At 71.8% G+C, this 13,721-nt stretch carries 12 protein-coding genes and 1 tRNA gene; 4 read left to right on the forward strand and 9 right to left on the reverse strand.

Translation table 11 applies throughout. From position 1 onward, the window contains the following. Positions 1-5: 5 nt before the first annotated feature. Positions 6-197: a DUF2795 domain-containing protein gene (locus O7620_RS30925; RefSeq protein WP_151492735.1), complete on the reverse strand. Its 192-nt coding sequence runs from the start codon at positions 195-197 to the stop codon at positions 6-8. 101 nt (positions 198-298) lie between these two features. On the opposite strand from O7620_RS30925, the gene O7620_RS30930 reads away from it, so the two are divergent. Further along, positions 299-1,555 carry an erythromycin esterase family protein gene (locus O7620_RS30930; RefSeq protein WP_278126683.1) on the forward strand — a complete coding sequence of 419 codons (1,257 nt, stop codon included), beginning with the start codon at positions 299-301 and terminating at the stop codon, positions 1,553-1,555. Between the two features lie 105 nt (positions 1,556-1,660). Here O7620_RS30930 and O7620_RS30935 read toward each other — a convergent pair whose 3' ends face one another. The 3 genes from O7620_RS30935 to O7620_RS30945 form a co-directional block, all read right to left on the reverse strand. Continuing rightward, positions 1,661-3,880, reverse strand: coding sequence for an MMPL family transporter (locus O7620_RS30935; protein WP_278126685.1), 2,220 nt, complete (start codon positions 3,878-3,880; stop codon positions 1,661-1,663). Continuing rightward, positions 3,880-4,467, reverse strand: coding sequence for a TetR/AcrR family transcriptional regulator (locus O7620_RS30940; protein ID WP_151492738.1), 588 nt, complete (start codon positions 4,465-4,467; stop codon positions 3,880-3,882). Before O7620_RS30940 ends, O7620_RS30935 begins: the two co-directional genes overlap by 1 nt. 100 nt (positions 4,468-4,567) lie before the next feature. After that, positions 4,568-5,002 carry a helix-turn-helix domain-containing protein gene (locus O7620_RS30945; protein WP_225854795.1) on the reverse strand — a complete coding sequence of 145 codons (435 nt, stop codon included), beginning with the start codon at positions 5,000-5,002 and terminating at the stop codon, positions 4,568-4,570. Positions 5,003-5,077: 75 nt separating this feature from the next. Here O7620_RS30945 and O7620_RS30950 point away from each other — a divergent pair, with 75 nt between their 5' ends. Then, positions 5,078-6,595 carry an MFS transporter gene (locus tag O7620_RS30950; RefSeq protein ID WP_278126688.1) on the forward strand — a complete coding sequence of 506 codons (1,518 nt, stop codon included), beginning with the start codon at positions 5,078-5,080 and terminating at the stop codon, positions 6,593-6,595. 26 nt (positions 6,596-6,621) lie between these two features. After that, on the forward strand, positions 6,622-7,551 hold the full coding sequence (locus tag O7620_RS30955; RefSeq protein WP_278127227.1) for an ATP-dependent DNA ligase: 930 nt from the start codon (positions 6,622-6,624) through the stop codon (positions 7,549-7,551). A gap of 26 nt (positions 7,552-7,577) precedes the next feature. Here O7620_RS30955 and O7620_RS30960 read toward each other — a convergent pair whose 3' ends face one another. The 5 genes from O7620_RS30960 to O7620_RS30980 form a co-directional block, all read right to left on the reverse strand. Further along, positions 7,578-8,921 (reverse strand): glycosyl hydrolase family 18 protein, encoded by a 1,344-nt coding sequence (locus O7620_RS30960; RefSeq protein WP_278126690.1) that lies wholly within the window; start codon positions 8,919-8,921, stop codon positions 7,578-7,580. A gap of 212 nt (positions 8,922-9,133) precedes the next feature. Beyond that, positions 9,134-9,208: transfer RNA gene (locus O7620_RS30965), tRNA-Arg, on the reverse strand. A 238-nt stretch (positions 9,209-9,446) separates the two neighbouring features. Beyond that, complete coding sequence (locus tag O7620_RS30970) at positions 9,447-10,142, reverse strand: winged helix-turn-helix domain-containing protein (RefSeq protein WP_151490464.1); 696 nt, start codon at positions 10,140-10,142, stop codon at positions 9,447-9,449. A gap of 335 nt (positions 10,143-10,477) precedes the next feature. Continuing rightward, positions 10,478-11,146: a DUF305 domain-containing protein gene (locus O7620_RS30975; protein ID WP_278126693.1), complete on the reverse strand. Its 669-nt coding sequence runs from the start codon at positions 11,144-11,146 to the stop codon at positions 10,478-10,480. A 10-nt stretch (positions 11,147-11,156) separates the two neighbouring features. Next, positions 11,157-11,954 carry a DUF3105 domain-containing protein gene (locus O7620_RS30980; RefSeq protein ID WP_278126695.1) on the reverse strand — a complete coding sequence of 266 codons (798 nt, stop codon included), beginning with the start codon at positions 11,952-11,954 and terminating at the stop codon, positions 11,157-11,159. A gap of 98 nt (positions 11,955-12,052) precedes the next feature. On the opposite strand from O7620_RS30980, the gene argS reads away from it, so the two are divergent. Continuing rightward, a complete protein-coding gene (gene argS, locus O7620_RS30985) occupies positions 12,053-13,720 on the forward strand; it encodes an arginine--tRNA ligase (RefSeq protein WP_278126697.1) in 1,668 nt (555 codons plus the stop codon). Position 13,721 lies beyond the last annotated feature (1 nt).

A 13,721-nucleotide genomic window follows, 5' to 3' on the forward strand; every position in this document is an offset into this window, starting at 1 on the left:
GCCCGTCAGGCGAGGGTGGTCAGCGCGGCGTTCAGCTCGTCCGGTGAGTCGAACTGCTCCGCCGGCAACGCCTGCAACATCTGCAACATGGCTGTGCTGGCCCCGTTCTCCTGACCCCAGCGGACCAGGTCTTCACGGGAGACCGGGTAGTCGAGCCCGGCCAGGTACTCCTGCAACTGCACCCCGGTGACCGTCATGCCGATCGGCTACCCGCTCGCCGCACCCCGTACACCGGTCCGGCGTGCCGGCGGGCGGCGCGCCGACGGTTTGTCGGAGCGGCCGCCGGGTAGCCGCTGGCATGCTGGTTCAGCGGCTCGGCGCGCCGAGCGACTTCGACCCGTTGCTGGAGCGCGCCCGGGACGCCCGGGTGGTGATGATCGGCGAGTCGACGCACGGCAGTTACGACTACTACCGGTTGCGCGAGCAGCTCACCCGCCGGCTCATCGCGGAGTGCGGCTTCTCGTTCGTGGCGGTGGAGGGCGACTGGCCGGACTGCGACCGGGTGCACCGCTCGGTCACCGGCGCGCCGGGCGGTGCCCTCGATCCGCAGACGGCGTTGGAGCACTTCGAGCGGTGGCCGACCTGGATGTGGGCGAACGCCGAGGTGGCCCGGTTCTGCCGCTGGCTGCGGGCGTGGAACCTGGAGCGGCCGGACGGTCAACGAGCCGGGTTCCACGGTCTCGACGTGTACAGCCTCTGGGAGTCGATGCAGGCGATCTTCGACTATCTGGGCGAGGAGGATCCGACCTCGCTGGAGGCGGCGCAGGACGCGTACCGGTGCTTCGAGCCGTACGGCAAACGCGTCGAGGAGTACGGCGCGGCCAGCCGGTTCGTGTCGGCCCGCTGCGAGGAGGAGGTCGTCCGGCTGTTGGCCCGTACCCGGGAACAGGCCATGTCGGACGGCCCGGACCGGTTCTCGGCCTGGCAGAACGCGGAGGTGGTGGCCGGCGCGGAGCGGTACTACCGGGCGATGATTGCCGGTGGGCCCGATTCGTGGAACATCCGGGACACCCACATGCAGGACACGCTGGACCGGCTGCTGGACCGCTACGGCCCGGACGCCCGCGGGATCGTCTGGGCGCACAACACGCACGTCGGGGACGCGCGGGCCACCGACATGGCCGCGGACGGGATGATCAACATTGGTCAGTTGGCCCGGGAACGGTACGGCGACGACGCGGTGACACTGGTCGGATTCGGCAGCTACCGGGGCACGGTGATCGCCGCTCCCCGATGGGGCTCCCCGTCCGAGGCGATGGTGGTGCCGCCGGCCCGGGAGGGCTCGGTGGAACGCAGGCTGCACGAGTTGATGCCGGAGCGGGCGGTGCTGGTCTTCGGTGGCGACGATCAGCCGGAGTGGGTCACCGGGACGGCGGACCACCGGGCGATCGGGGTGGTCTACGACCCGTCGTTCGAGTCCTGGGGCAACTACGTGCCCACCCGCCTCGGCGAACGCTACGACGCCTTCATCTGGTGCGACGAGACGACGGCCCTGCACCCGCTGCAGGTCCCGGCGGTCCCCGGCGAGATGGAGACGTACCCGGCCGGAGTCTGAGCGGCCCGACCCGTGTCGATCATGGAGTTATGGTGCTGGACGAAGGCCCCGGATCGGGGTACAACAGGCACCATAACTCCATGATCGACCGCGGAGGGCGAGGGGTTAGACCCGGGTTGGGGTGCGGTCCTGCAGATGGGTGCGGAGGCCTTCGCCTTCGATGTCGACGTTCGGCAGGGCGCGGGACAGCCAGTTCGGCAGCCACCAGGCGCGCGAGCCGAGCAGGGACATCACCGCGGGGACGATCGTCATCCGGACCACGAAGGCGTCGATGGCCACGCCGACGGCGAGCGCGAAGCCCATCGACTTGATCACCGGGTCCTCCAGGAAGACGAAGCCCCCGAAGACCGACATCATGATCAGCGCGGCGGCGGTGACCACCCGGGCGCCGTGCCCCATGCCGCTGATGGTGGCCTGCTGGGCGGTCTCACCGTGGACGAAGTCCTCCCGCATCCGGGACACCAGGAACACCTCGTAGTCCATCGCGAGGCCGAACAGGATGCCGATGAGCAGGATGGGCAGGAAGCTGATCAGCGGGCTGGGCGTGTCCAGGCCGACCAGGTCGGCGAGGTGGCCCTGCTGGAAGACCGCCACCGTGATGCCGAACGTGGCGGCGACGGTGAGCAGGAAGCCCAGCGCGGCCTTGACCGGCACCAGCAGGGAACGGAACACCAGCATCAGCAGCAGCACGGAGAGCCCGACGACGAGCAGCAGATAGACCGGCAGGGCGTCGGAGAGCTTCTCGGAGACGTCGATGCCGATCGCCGTGGCACCGGTGAGCAGCACGTCGGCGTTCCGGATCCCGCCCACCGAGTCGCGGACGTCGTGCACCAGGGTCTCGGTCGCCTCGTCGGTCGGGCCGGTCTTCGGCACCACCCCGAGCAGCGCGGTGCGGCCGTCCGGGCTGAGCTGCGGCGGTGCCACCGCCAGGACGTTCTCGGTGCGCTGGAGCAGGGCGGTGACCTGCGGTACGGCGGCCGACGTGGCCTGCGGCGTATCACCGGCGACGACCACCGCGAGCCGGCCGGTGAAGCCCGGACCGAAGCCCTCGGTGATCAGATCACTCGACACCCGGGCCGGCGAGCCGACGGCGGCCGTCGAGGCGTCCGGCAGGGCCAGCCGCATGTCCGGCGTGGGCAGCGCGAGCAGGCCCAGGCCGAGCAGGCCGACCAGGATGACGGGTACGCGGAACCGGGTCACGAACCGGGCCCAGCGGAAGCCGAACCCGGACTTGTCCTCGGCCGGTGCGGTGCCGACGTCCGCTCGGTCGCCCGACGGGGCGTCGGCGGCGATCGTGCCGTCGGTGGGGAGCGCGCGCAGCCGGCGGGGGAGCACCCGACGGCCGGCGAAGCCGAGCAGCGCCGGCTGGAGGGTGATGGCGACGAGGACGGCGACGGTGACCGTGCCGGCCGCCGCGAGACCCATCACGGTGAGGAACGGGATGTCCACCACGGCCAGTCCGGCCAGCGCGATGACCACGGTCGCGCCGGCGAAGACCACGGCGGAGCCGGCGGTACCGACCGCCCGGCCGACCGCCTCCTCCGGCGGCAGGCCGTCGAGCAGGTTCTGCCGGTGCCGGGAGGTGATGAACAGCGAGTAGTCGATGCCGACGGCGAGGCCGAGCATCAGTGCCAGGATCGGCGCGGTGCTGGTCAGTTGGACGACACCGCTGAGCGCGAACAGGCCGGCCATGCCGGCGCCCACGCCGATCAGCGCGTTGAGCATGGTCATCCCGGCGGCCACCAGCGACCCGAAGGTGATGATCAGGACGATCGCGGCGACCAGGACGCCGAGCGCCTCGGTGGAGCCCACCTCGGGCTCACCGCCCAGCACCTCACCGCCCGGGGCGACCTGCCAGCCCTGCGCCTCGACCGACGAGCCGACCTTCTCGTACGCGGCCTTCTGGTCGTCGGTGACCTCGTCCGCGCCGGTGGCGAACTGGACCTGGACCAGCGCGTACCGCCCGTTGGGCGAGACCGCGCCGACCTGGAACGGGTCGACGGCGCCGACCACGCCGGGCAGCGTCGACGCCTGCTGGACGAGCCCCCGCACCACGGCCTGGCCCTCGGGGCTGGCCAGCTGGCCGTCCGCCGGCGCCTTGACCGCGATGGTGCCGGTGGCGCCACTGGCCGCGGGGAACTGCTCCGCCAGCAGGTCGAGCGCACGCTGGCTCTCGGTGCCCGGCATGGTGAAGTTGCTCGCCGTCGGGCCGCGCAGGGTCGCCGCGGCGATGCCGGCGCCAACGAGTACGACGAGCCAGAGCGCGACGACGAGCCGTCGCCGGCGCAACGCGCCCCGGCCGAGCCGGTAGAGCAGGGTGGCCATCAGGAGTCCTTGTCCTCGGTCGTGGGTGGTTGGGGCAGGGGTGCGTCGACGGGTTCGACGGCCCGCCGGACGAGGGTGAGCAGGGCGGGGCGCAACTCGTCGTCGGGGATGTCGACGAACTCGGCGCACGCCTCGGAGATGCCGGCGAGGAGCACCAGCGCGGCGATCCGGGCGGCCGGCCGGTCGGAGTGGCCGGCCAACGCGTCGCGCAGCCGGTCGGAGATCTGCTGGATGTGCGCGAAGGCCGGCTGGCACAGCAGCTCGGGGAACTCGCCGCGGAGGACCGCGATCTCCCGCCGGAACCGGACCGCGAGGTCGACGAAGCCCTGCGCCGCGACCTCCTGGGCGGCCGTGCCGGTCAGGCCGGTGAGCTGGTCGTCGAGGTCGCGCAGCACCCCGATCGCCGGAGCCATCAGCTCGGCGAGCAGGGCCTCCTTGTTGGCGAAGTGGTAGAGCACAGTGGCCTTGGAGCAGCCGACCTCGCCCGCGATGTCCTGCAACGAGGTGCCCCGGTAGCCGGTCACCGCGAACCGTCGGGCCGCCGCGGCGAGGATCTCGCCGTGCGTCTCGGACACCGCTCTGGCCATCACTGGTCCACCTCCGCAGACCAGCATGCCTGACCGATCGGTCAGAGCCTGACCGATCGGTCAGACGAACGTGGTGGCGTTCGCCACAACGCGGCCTGGCTCAGCCCGCGTGCTCGGCGTCGTACCTGGTCCGCGCCGCGGCGATGGTCCGGCGGTGCCGCTCGGCCCAGCTGGTCAGCGCCACCAGCGACTCGTACAGCTCCAGTGCCATCGGCGTGGCCGTGTACTCCACCTTCGGCGGGACGGTCGGGTAGACCGTGCGGTGCAGCAGGCCGTCACGCTCCAGGTTGCGCAGCGTCAGCGTGAGCATCCGGCGACTGATGCCCTCGATGTGCCGCTCCAGCTCGGTGAAGCGCACCGGGCCGTTCGACGCGGCCACCAGGATGCCGATGCTCCACTTGCCGCCGACCCGGTCGAGCACCTCGCGGACGGTGCACGCCCGAGCCTGCCCGGGGGTGAACGGCACGGTCCCGGCCGCGCAGGTGAACTCCGCCTCGACCTGCGCGGACACATCGCTGTTCCTCTGGGACATCACAGTGCCTCCTTCCGCTCCGGCTCATGGTCACAGACGATGACGTCAGTAACAAAGCGTGCACCAAGGAGGCATGTGATGGACCGTACCGTCCCGGCCCGCTGGCCGGCCCTGCTCGTGCTCTGCGCCGGCAGCCTGATGATCATCCTGGACGGCAGCGTCGTCTCGGTGGCGCTGCCCGCCGTCCAACGCGACCTGGGCTTCACCGGCGCCGGCCTGGCCTGGGTGGTCAACGCCTACCTGGTCGCGTTCGGCGGGCTGCTGCTGCTCGCCGGACGCCTCGGCGACCTGCTCGGCCGGCGCCGGGTCTTCCTGGCCGGCGTCGCCCTGTTCACCCTGGCCTCGCTGGCCTGCGCGGCGGCCACCGGGCCGGCGCAGCTGGTCGGCGCGCGCTTCGGCCAGGGCGTCGGCGGCGCGCTGGCCATGGCGGTCAGCCTCGGCATGATCGTCCGGCTCTATCCCGAACCGGCCGAGCGGGCCCGCGCCATCGCCGTGTTCAGCTTCACCGGAGCGGCCGGCGCGTCGATCGGCACGGTGGCCGGCGGGGTGCTCACCGACTCGGCCGGCTGGCGGTCGATCTTCCTGGTGAACCTGCCGATCGGGGCGGTCATCCTGCTGGCCGCGATCCGTCGACTGCCCGCCGAACGGGGGATCGGCCTGCGCGCCGGCCTGGACGTGCCCGGCGCGCTGCTCGCCACCGCCGGCCTGATGGCCGCCGTGCTGGGCATCGTCGGGACCGGCGAGCACGGTTGGACCAGCCCGCGGACCCTCTCCGCGGCGGCACTCGCCGCGCTGCTGCTCGGCGGCTTCGCCGTACGCCAGCGGGTGGCGGCCACGCCGCTGCTGCCGGGCCGGGTGCTGCGCGTCCCGGGTCTGGTCGCGGCCAACGCCGTGCAGTTCCTCATGGTGGCCGCGTACTTCGGCTTCCAGTTCCTGCTCGCCGTGGAGCTGCAACTGGTGCTCGGGCTGGACGCGGCGGCCACCGGCTGGGCGTTCCTGCCCACCCCGGTGGTGATCGCGGTGGTGTCGCTCGGCCTGGCGGGTCGGCTGATCGCCCGGTGGGGCGCCCGGACCGTGCTGCTGGCCGGGCTCGCTCTGGCGATCGTCGGCTTCCTGCTGCTCGCCCGGCTGCCCGCCGACGGCGGCTACCTCGCCGACGTGCTCCCCGCGATGGTGATCTTCGGCGTGGCCGGCGGCCTGACGCTGCCGGCGGTCACCACGCTGGCCATGGTCGGCGCGACCGACGCCGACGCCGGGCTCGCGTCCGGGCTGGCCAACACCACCCAGCAGGTCGGCGGGGCGGTCGGACTGGCCGCGCTGGCCACCCTCGCCGCCGCCCGCGCCGACGTCCTGCGGGCCGGCGGGTCCGCCCAGTCCGAGGCGCTGGCCGCCGGCTACCGGGTCGCGTTCGCCGTGGCCGCCGTCCTGGTGCTCGCCGCGTTGCTGACAGCCCTGACCACGCTGCCCCGGCGCCCGGCCGGCCTGCTGCCCGACGCCGATGCGCCGGCCGGCGACGGCGGCCAGCCGAACCGGTCCGTGTCGAAGCGCCGCGTCCGGTTGACCGACGACGCCGAGGCCGGGAGGGTGATCGGGTGAGCGAGGCTGACGAGACCCGCGACGGGATGGCCCTGACCAACCTGGACCAGCCCCTGTCCGACATCACCGACGCGACCAAGCGCGACCTGGTCGACTACCTGGACGCGGTCGGCGACCGGCTCCTGCCCCAGCTGCGGGACCGGCCGCTGTCGGTGATCCGGGTCCGCCCGGGCCAACCGCCCTTCATGCAGAAGAACCTTCCCCGGTACACACCCGACTGGGTACGCCGGGCGCCGGTCTGGGCCGAGGCGTCCCACCGCGAGATCTCGTACGCCCTCTGCGACGACCGGCGCACCCTGCTCTGGTTCGCCAACCAGCGGGCGGTGGAGTACCACCCGACGCTGGCCACCGTCGCCGACCTGCACCGCCCGACCCACCTGGTGCTCGACCTCGACCCGCCGGAGGGCGACGGATTCGCCGCGGCCGTCGCCGCCGCGCTGCTCGTCCGCCAGGCCCTCGCCGGCGCCGGCCTGGCCGGGGCGGTGAAGACCAGCGGGGCCAAGGGCGTGCACGTCTTCGTCCCGGTGGCGGGCGACCCCACCGCCGAGGAACTGGCCGCCGCCACCCGGGCGCTCGCCGCTCGTGCCGAGCGGATCGACCCCGCGTTGGCCACCACCGCGTACATCAAGGAGGACCGGGGCGGCCGGGTGTTCGTGGACGCCACCCGGGCCGGCGGCGCGACCGTGGCGGCCACCTACAGCCCACGACTACGCCCCGGGATGCCGGTCTCCTTCCCGGTCGACTGGGCCGACCTGACCGAGGTCACCCCGGCCGACTTCACCATCCGGACGGTGCCGTCGCTGGTGGCCGACACCGACCCGTGGGCCGCCGCGATGCCGGCCCCGCAGCCGCTCCCCGCCGACCTGGTCGCCGAGGGCCGGACCATCCCGGTCGCCCGGGTGCAGGCCATGCACGAGGGCAAGCGCCGGGCCCGCGCCCGCCGGGAAGCCGGCTGACGGTACGCCCGGCGCCTGCCCCCCGCTCAGCGTCCCTGCAGACGCTTCGCGTTGTCGCCGAACGTCCAGCCCTTCGACCCGTCCCAGTTCGCCGACCAGGTCATCAGGCCCTTGAGGCCGGGCACGCTGTTCCACGCCTGGGTGACCAGCGACGTCGACAGGTAACCGCCACCCGCGCCGGTCTGCGCGGGCAGGCCCGGAACCTGCTTGTCGTACGGCACGCGGATCGTGGTGCCCTGGATGGTCAGGCCGTTGTTCAGGCACTGCGTCTGCACCGTGAAGCCCTGCACGGTGCCAGCGGGGTACGAGTCGCCCGCGCAGCCGTACATGCTGCCGTTGTAGTACTGCATGTTCAGCCACCAGAGCCGGCCGTTGTCCACGTACTTCTTGATGATCGGCAGGTACGAGCCCCAGATCGAGCCGTAGACCACGCTGCCGCCGGTGACGTAGGCCGTCTCCGGTGCCATGGTCAGTCCGAAGTTCGACGGCATCCGGGCCAGCACTCCGTCGATGATCCGGATCAGGTTGGCCTGCGACGTGGACAGGGTGTTGATGTTGCCGCTACCCGTCAGCCCGGTCTCGATGTCGATGTCGATGCCGTCGAAGTGGTAGGCCGTCAGGATCGGCACGATCGTCGCGATGAACCGGTCGGCGACCGCGCTGGAACTCAGGTCGATGCCCGCGGCGGCTCCGCCGATCGACATCAGGATGGTCGCGCCGGCCGCCTTGGCCTGGCACATCTCGGCCGGGGTGGCGACCTTCACGCCGGCGTCCATGCCGTTCTCCCAAAGCACCGTGCCGTCCGCGCGGATCACCGGGAAGGCCGCGTTGATCACGTTGTAGCCGTGCTGGCTGAGCCGGCTGTCGGTGATCGGGATCCAGCCGAGGCCGGGGTGCACACCGTTGGAGGCGCCGTCCCAGTTCTCCCAGTAGCCCTGCAGCACCTTGCCGGCGGGCCGCGACTTCACCGCGCAGGTGCCACCCGTCGGTGGCGGCGTGGTGGGTGGTGGGGTGGTCGGTGGCGGCGTGGTGGGAGGCGGCGTGGTGGGAGGTGGTGGGGTGGTCGGTGGCGGGGTGCCGCCCGAGCACGCACCCAGGTCACGCCACAGCGACGGGGTCGCGGCCGGGTTCCAGCCGGTGCCGGGGTACGCGGTGTGGGTGACCAGAGCCTGGTAGAGCCGGTCGCTGTAGGTGACCTGGGCACCCGCCTGGTAGGTGTTGCCCTCGGCCCAGCCCGGCGCGGTGCAGGCGACCATCGGTGCGACGTCGGCCGAGGACACGGCGGCCATGCTGCTCGGCACGAAGGCGACGGCGGCCGCGACGGTCATCGCCGCCCCGGCCACCACTGCGAAAATCCGACGGCTTCTCATGCTCACTCCCCAGGCTTCGACGACCCGCGACCTCCACATATTGACGTTCGTGAAGTTTAATATCAAGGGTTGTTAACAGATCCGGGGCGGTCGGAGTGACCGCGCCGCCTCGACCTGGACATCCGCCATCGGACCGCCGAGGCTCCGGGCGCAGAGAAAAGGCCCCTGACCGAAAGTCACCCGGTCAAGGGCCTTACCGTGCTGCTGATCTCTGGTGCCCCCGGCAGGATTCGAACCTGCGCCCCCGCCTCCGGAGGGCGGTGCTCTATCCCCTGAGCTACGGGGGCTCAGCGACTGGAGAAGACTAGCAAACCTCCTCCAGGAACACCGAATCGGTATCGGTGCCCCGATCGTGTCGCAGGACCTGTGCGGATCGCGATCTCAAGATCCGCACAGGGCCGGGAAGGTGCTGCCCCGTCGCGGCGCTTTCCCTGTTCCTACGCGGATCCTGACCGGCCGCCGTCGTGCGGGTCCGGCTGGCGCGGGAGTTGGCCGGTGGCCGGCGGCCATGGTCCGGACGGTTGATCAGGCGGCGGCGATCACTCGGCCGCAGCTCGGCAGCGGGTGTAGGACGATCCGTCGCGGGAGCCGGCGCGGCCACTCGTTGCGCGGCCAGGAGCCGTCCACGATCAGGTGCACGGTGCGCTCCTCCGTGCCGCTGAGCCGCAGCACGAAGTCGCGGGGGAGCGGCGGGTCGACCGTCGGCGTGGTGATCATGAACCGCACCCGGCCCCGGGACGAGACGGCGGAGATCACGTCGGCCGCCGGCATGGTGCCGCGCAGGCGTACCCGGCCGATCCAGTAGACCTCGGCGAGGTGCTCCTGGGCGGCGCGGGTGATCGCCGGGTATTCGCTGCGTACCCAGCGCTCGACCGCGCTGACGCAGAGCCCGCAGGCGCGCTCGCGCGGCTCGCGCGGACCCAACCCCCAGGCCCGCAGGTACGCCCCGACCGCGCCGGAGTCCAGCGGCAGGTCGAAGCGGCGCTGGATGAGCGTGGTGAGGCTCTGCCGCGTCCACAACTCCTCGTCCAGGCCGAACTCGTCGGGGTGGACGCCCCGCAGCACGTCGATCAGTTCAAGTTCCTGTTCGCGGCTGAGCAATCCCGGCTCGCCCTGCCGCTGTCCGCGACGGACGGCTGCCACCGCCCCGTCACCGCCGATGGTGTGGCGCCGGCACCAACTGGTGACCGAACGCCGTGCGTCTCTGAGTGCAACCCCCACGTCTTGGGCAACGAGCCCGAATCGCAACTGGTCACGATATGTGGGGAGAAAACTCTCTAAGCAACGTAATCGCCTGTCCCTCGCAAAACGCCCACAAGGGGCATCTGCGCGGCGTACGGGGCTGGGGCCTGCGGATATGCATGCTGATCGACTCGGGTTCCTGGAAACGGGGTGTCGACGCCCGGACACCCCGGCTTCCAGGAACCCGAGTCGATCATCGGGCCCGGGCACTCGGGCAGGACGCGGGGCCGCGGCCCGCGCCCCGGGCAGGACGCGGGCCCGCGCCCCGCCGGTGTGCGGCGGTGACGCGGGCCCGGTGTGGCCCGTGCGGGGGATCAGCCCTTGGCCTGCGCCTGGAGCTGCCGCAGGTTGTTCAGTTCGGATTGCTGGGTGGCCTTCATGGTCTCCGCCACCCGTACGACCTCCGCGTTGTCGGTCTCCCCGAGCGCCGCGTCGATCATGTGGATGCCGCCCAGGTGGTGGGCGTACATCAGGGTCAGGAACTGGCGGTCGACCTCGATGCCCTTGGCGTCGCGCAGGGCGGCCATCTGCTGCGGCGTGGCCATCCCTGGCATCAGCCCGTCCTTGACGGTGGCACCGTCGGACATCCATGACATCGGCGGCTTCGAGCCGGTCGGGCTCAGCCCCCATTCGCGCAGCCAGGTCTGCATGGCGCCGATCTCGCCCTGCTGGCCGGTGGCGATGTCGACGGCGATCTGGCGGACCTCGGGCAGCGTGGCCGACCGGTACGCGATCAGGCTCATCTCCACCGCCTGGGCGTGATGTGTCGTCATGTCCCGGGCGAAGCCGGCCTCGACCGAGTTGTCACCGGGCAGGGTGAGCCGAGGGGTGAGCAGACCTCCGGCGTACCCGAGAAGCAGCCCCACCACCAGCAGGGCGGCCAGCGCGAGCACACCGTAGCGCCGAGCCGGGGCCCGGTCGCCCTCATCCAGGGCGGATGGGACCTCGTCGTGCTCGCTGTCGGTGGTGGCGGGGGCAGTCATCGCCGTGTCCTTACTGGGTGGGCTGCTGCTGGAGCTCACGCGGCGTGGTGCCGGTGGCGGTGATACCCGTGTTGCAGAGCGCCGTCGGACCCTCGACGGAAGCGTTCACCCGCAGGTCCTTGATGAAGTCGTCGATCCGCTTGTCGTCGGCGTTGTCGACCTTGAGCTGGTAGCCCCACGCCTGCAGCGAGATCGGCTTGTCCAGGCCCTCGTATGGGCTCATCAGCATCTTTTCGACGCCGCGCACCTTGCCGGCGAGCTTGTCGACCTGGTCCTTCGGCAGGTCGGGGCGGTAGGTGATCCACACCGCGCCGTGCTCCAGGCTGTGCACCGCGTGCTCGCTGGCGATCGGGGCGTCGTAGACGTCGCCCATGCAGTTCTGCCAAGTGGCGTTGTGCACGCCGCCCACCGGCGGCGAGTACTTGTAGGTTAGCGGGCCAGACTTGTGCGCCTCGTACTTCAGGCTCTCCGGGTCGGACTTGCGGATGTTGACGATGCCGTCGATGGAGTTGGCCTTCTTGTCCCACGGCTTGGAGCCCTGGAACGACGCCCAGGCGCCGTAGCCGATGATGCCGGCCGCGAGCACGCCGACGGCGACGAAGAGCGCGATCGGGCCCCAGGCCCGGCCCTGGCTCACCTTGACCGGGGTGACCGGCTTGCGGGGGCCCTTGCCACCCGCCCGGGGCGTGCCCGTCGGCTTGCCGGAACCGGCCTTGGCGCCGGACGCCGGCCGGCCCGCGGCCGGCTTCTTGCCGGTGCTGACCACGGTCGGGCGGCGTTCAGGGCCACCCGGGGTGCTGATGCTCATCGTGCCTCGTCAAGTCGGTCGGTTAGGGGGAGTGGCGGGCCGGATGACGCGCAGGGTAGCCGCCGAGTGCCCGAGTCTACCCCCGATAACATGGCCGGGTGACTCCTGCAGAACTCGCCTCGGTCGTCCTTGCCGCCGCCCACGCCGTCTTCACCCAGCGTGGGCTGGACCGCGCCGCGCTGCCGGAGCGCACGGTGGTGGAGCGGCCGCGCAACCCCGAGCACGGCGACTACGCCTCCACGCTCGCGCTGCAGTTGAGCAAGAAGGTGGGCGTTCCGCCGCGGGAGCTGGCGACCGCCCTGGCCGACGAGCTGGGTCGGGCACCGGGGGTCAAATCGGTCGAGATCGCCGGGCCGGGCTTCCTGAACATCCGGCTCGACGCGGCCGCCGCCGGCCAGCTCGCCCGGGTGATCGTCGAGGCCGGCGCGGAGTACGGCCGCAGTGACCGGCTGGCCGGCGAGAAGATCAACCTGGAGTTCGTCTCGGCCAACCCGACCGGGCCGGTGCACATCGGCGGGGTCCGCTGGGCGGCCGTCGGCGACGCGTTGAGCCGGCTGCTGCGGGCCACCGGCGCCGACGTCGGCACGGAGTACTACTTCAACGACGCCGGTTCGCAGATCGACCGGTTCGCCCGGTCGCTGCTCGCCGCCGCGAAGGGTGAGCCGGCGCCGGAGGACGGCTACGGCGGGGCGTACATCGCCGAGATCGCCGCCGAGGTGCAGGCCCGTCGGCCGGAGGTGCTGACCCTGGACGACGCCGCGGCCCAGGAGGTGTTCCGGGTCGAGGGTGTCGCGCTGATGTTCGACGAGATCCGCTCCTCGCTGCGGGACTTCGGGGTGGAGTTCGACACCTACTTCAACGAGAAGGATCTGCACGACCGGGGTGAGTTGGACCTCGCCCTGGCCCGGTTGCGCGAGCAGGGGCACCTCTACGAGTCCGAGGGCGCCACCTGGCTGCGCACCACCGACTTCGGCGACGACAAGGACCGGGTGTTGCGCAAGTCCAACGGCGAGTGGACGTACTTCGCCGCGGACTGCGCGTACTACCTGGACAAGCGGGAGCGCGGCTTCGAGCGGGTCGTGATCATGCTGGGCGCCGACCACCACGGCTACATCGGCCGGATGAAGGCGATGGCCGCCTGCTTCGGCGACGACCCGGAGCGCAACCTGGAGATCCTCATCGGGCAGCTGGTCAACCTCGTGCGCGACGGCGCCCCGATGCGGATGAGCAAGCGGGCCGGCACCGTGATCACGCTGGAGGACCTGGTCGACGCGATCGGCGTGGACGCCTCGCGGTACGCGCTGGCCCGCTACTCCAGCGACTCGCCGATCGACATCGACATCGAGTTGTGGACCCGGGCGACCCGCGACAACCCGGTCTACTACGTGCAGTACGTGGCCGCCCGTACGGCGGGTGTGGCCCGCAACGCCGCCGAGGTGGGGCTGGTGCCGGGAGACGCCGACGCGTTCCGCCCCGAGCTGCTCGACCACGAGAAGGAGAACGAGCTGCTCAAGGCGCTCGCCGAGTTCCCGGCGGTGGTGGCCACGGCCGCTGAGCTGCGGGAGCCGCACCGGGTGGCCCGCTACCTGGAGGAGAGCGTCGCGGCGTCCTACCACCGGTTCTACGACAACTGCCGGGTGCTGCCGTTGGGCGACGAGGAGGTCACCGACCTGCACCGCGCCCGGCTGTGGCTCAACAACGCCACCCGTACGGTGATCGCCAACGGTCTGCACCTGCTCGGCGTCTCCGCACCCGAGAGGATGTGAC

It is taken from the genome of Micromonospora sp. WMMD710 (genome assembly GCF_029626045.1).
Taxonomy (GTDB): Bacteria; Actinomycetota; Actinomycetes; order Mycobacteriales; family Micromonosporaceae; genus Micromonospora.

Coding starts and splice junctions, on each gene's coding strand:
- O7620_RS30925 (WP_151492735.1), bottom strand. CDS start 197: ATGACGGTCACCGGGGTGCAGTTGCAGGAGTACCTGGCCGGGCTCGAC.
- O7620_RS30930 (WP_278126683.1), top strand. CDS start 299: ATGCTGGTTCAGCGGCTCGGCGCGCCGAGCGACTTCGACCCGTTGCTG.
- O7620_RS30935 (WP_278126685.1), bottom strand. CDS start 3,880: ATGGCCACCCTGCTCTACCGGCTCGGCCGGGGCGCGTTGCGCCGGCGA.
- O7620_RS30940 (WP_151492738.1), bottom strand. CDS start 4,467: ATGGCCAGAGCGGTGTCCGAGACGCACGGCGAGATCCTCGCCGCGGCG.
- O7620_RS30950 (WP_278126688.1), top strand. CDS start 5,078: ATGGACCGTACCGTCCCGGCCCGCTGGCCGGCCCTGCTCGTGCTCTGC.
- O7620_RS30955 (WP_278127227.1), top strand. CDS start 6,622: ATGGCCCTGACCAACCTGGACCAGCCCCTGTCCGACATCACCGACGCG.
- O7620_RS30960 (WP_278126690.1), bottom strand. CDS start 8,921: ATGAGAAGCCGTCGGATTTTCGCAGTGGTGGCCGGGGCGGCGATGACC.
- O7620_RS30975 (WP_278126693.1), bottom strand. CDS start 11,146: ATGACTGCCCCCGCCACCACCGACAGCGAGCACGACGAGGTCCCATCC.
- O7620_RS30980 (WP_278126695.1), bottom strand. CDS start 11,954: ATGAGCATCAGCACCCCGGGTGGCCCTGAACGCCGCCCGACCGTGGTC.